The following is a 1,891-nucleotide window of genomic DNA, read 5'->3' as shown; positions in this document are numbered from 1 at the left end:
GATATGACGCCCATGGGCCGGCAGGAGGATTGGCAGGACGTTCCCGAAGGACGGCCGCAGGGCGCGCCCTACGAATGGTGGCGCCTGCACGACAATTACGGCTAGAACCGACAACGACATGACGTCCAGCCCCCGGATGGGCGCTGAAATTTGGGCTTGCGCAGGACTACCCGGGGGTGATTGCCACCGCGTTCTGTTCCAATGTCGGCGCATCCGACCTGGTGGGCGCCTTATAGGTACCGAAGAGCTTGTCGCCGTAGCTCATTACGACGGACAGGTTTGTTGGTCGCTTGTTGGAATGGTGTAGTTCGTGGGCGACGTTGGGCGGAAGCAGCCACCCCGGGTAGAAGCGAATGTCGTAGCCGCAGTGGGTGATCACCATCGCCGTCGTGTTCGCGATCGCGTAGGCGACCATCACCAGAGGGTGCACCCCGAGTACCAGCGGCGGCACGTAAAGGCAGAGCATTACCATGAGGCCCTCGACGGGATGGACGACGAAGTTGGTCCAGATCGTCAGGGGTGACTCGACCCGATGGTGCAGGTAGTGCACGTGCTTGAAGACGAACTTGTTGCCGTGCTCCAGTCGATGCCACCAGTAGGTGAGGAACTCGCCGATGACCATCAGCAGCGCGACCTGGGTCACGAAGGCCACCAGTGTCGGTGCAGCGCTTGGTACGTCGAGTGCCCACGGATGAAATTTGGCGTTGAGCACGAGCAGCAGTGCCGCCGAGCCGATGTAGGTGGACATCACCCGCAGTCCGTCCAGCCACGCGGTCCTGGCGGGGATCTTCCGATAGACGGCAACGTCCAGCACTGAGAAGAACACGCCGGTCACCAGCACCACAGCGACGACGACGGGCAGGAAGTACAGGGGGAACTCGAAGAACCCCACGCCGAGTGCACGCACCAGCCAGTCCCAAATCGGTTGCAGTGCTGTCTGGTTCATGACTCTCCTAGTGGCCGGGCGTTGGGCTGATCAGGATTCGTTGGGCCGCGGTGCGCAGTTCGTCGATGCACTGTTCGACGCTGATGTCGCCGACGCTGAGCAGTGCGAGGTCGGCGTAGAAAACGCGCCCGAGCAACGTCAACGACGCATCCAGCTCGGAAGGCACCTCGGCGCCGGCGGTCAGCGCGGTGAACATCTGGCGTACGCCGAGGCGGAACTCGTCCGCGACCGGGCCAAGCGCCAACACCGAGGACATCGTCGCCCGCACCATGGGCAGATCCGTCGCGGCCTCCCGGACGACGTGCTCGATGGCGACGTCGATGGGCGACTCGGGTCCGGCGGCGGTCGCAATCGCCTGCGGGATGCGGGTCGCGAGCTCATGCCCCCAGGCCAACGCCGCGTCGCAGACGACGTGCTCCTTCGAGGCGAAGTAGCGATACATCGTCGCCCTCGACACGCCTGCGGTGGCGGCGATGGTCTCCATGCCGACGGTCTCGTGCCCCTGCGCATTGATCAGCTCGCGTGCTGCCTGCAGGATCCGCGTGCGCACGTCGAGTTGGCGCGCATCAAGCGTGCGACGAATTGTCACAGTCGCGGAGGTCACGGGCGGATCCTTCTTGTCTCGACTCATGGTGAAACGATAGCTGGAACAAGTGCTGAGACATGTGTATCACGTGATGTCTCAGTTGGGCAAGCGCGATGACATTGCCGCCTGTCGGCGGTCTACGTGAGTATGGAAACCGTGGATCTCCCCGTGCAGCCACCGTTGGAGCCGATGCTGGCCAAAGCGCAAGCCAAGGTGCCGACCGATGCGGGCGTCTGGTCTTACGAGCCGAAATGGGACGGCTTCCTTCACTGAACTTGTCAACCCGATTTGGTGACTGGAGAACTAGCTAGAGAAGTCTTCGAGCAGGCGGCGGCGTAGAAACATCAACTCGCCTCAGG

Annotated in this window: 2 protein-coding genes and 1 pseudogene; 1 reads left to right on the top strand and 2 read right to left on the bottom strand. The window is 62.8% G+C overall.

Annotation, left to right across the window (positions count from 1 at the left end):
* Window positions 1-166: 166 nt before the first annotated feature.
* Both ACIA48_RS30250 and ACIA48_RS30245 read right to left on the bottom strand, forming a co-directional pair.
* A complete protein-coding gene (locus ACIA48_RS30250) occupies window positions 167-946 on the bottom strand; it encodes a sterol desaturase family protein (protein WP_396740005.1) in 780 nt (259 codons plus the stop codon).
* Between the two features lie 7 nt (window positions 947-953).
* Entirely contained in the window at window positions 954-1,577 is a 624-nt protein-coding gene (locus tag ACIA48_RS30245) for a TetR/AcrR family transcriptional regulator (RefSeq protein WP_396740003.1), read from the bottom strand.
* A gap of 102 nt (window positions 1,578-1,679) precedes the next feature.
* Here ACIA48_RS30245 and ACIA48_RS30240 point away from each other — a divergent pair.
* Window positions 1,680-1,796 (top strand): annotated as a pseudogene (locus ACIA48_RS30240) (ATP-dependent DNA ligase); the annotation flags it as partial.
* Window positions 1,797-1,891: the final 95 nt, after the last annotated feature.

The organism is Mycobacterium sp. NPDC051804, assembly GCF_044452905.1.
Classification (GTDB): domain Bacteria; phylum Actinomycetota; class Actinomycetes; order Mycobacteriales; family Mycobacteriaceae; genus Mycobacterium.
This window is presented reverse-complemented; position numbering and strand designations above follow the sequence as displayed.

What these genes read in the sequence shown, in the direction of transcription:
- ACIA48_RS30245 (WP_396740003.1), bottom strand. Translation starts at nt 1,577, where the DNA reads ATGAGTCGAGACAAGAAGGATCCGCCCGTGACCTCCGCGACTGTGACA.
- ACIA48_RS30250 (WP_396740005.1), bottom strand. Translation starts at nt 946, where the DNA reads ATGAACCAGACAGCACTGCAACCGATTTGGGACTGGCTGGTGCGTGCA.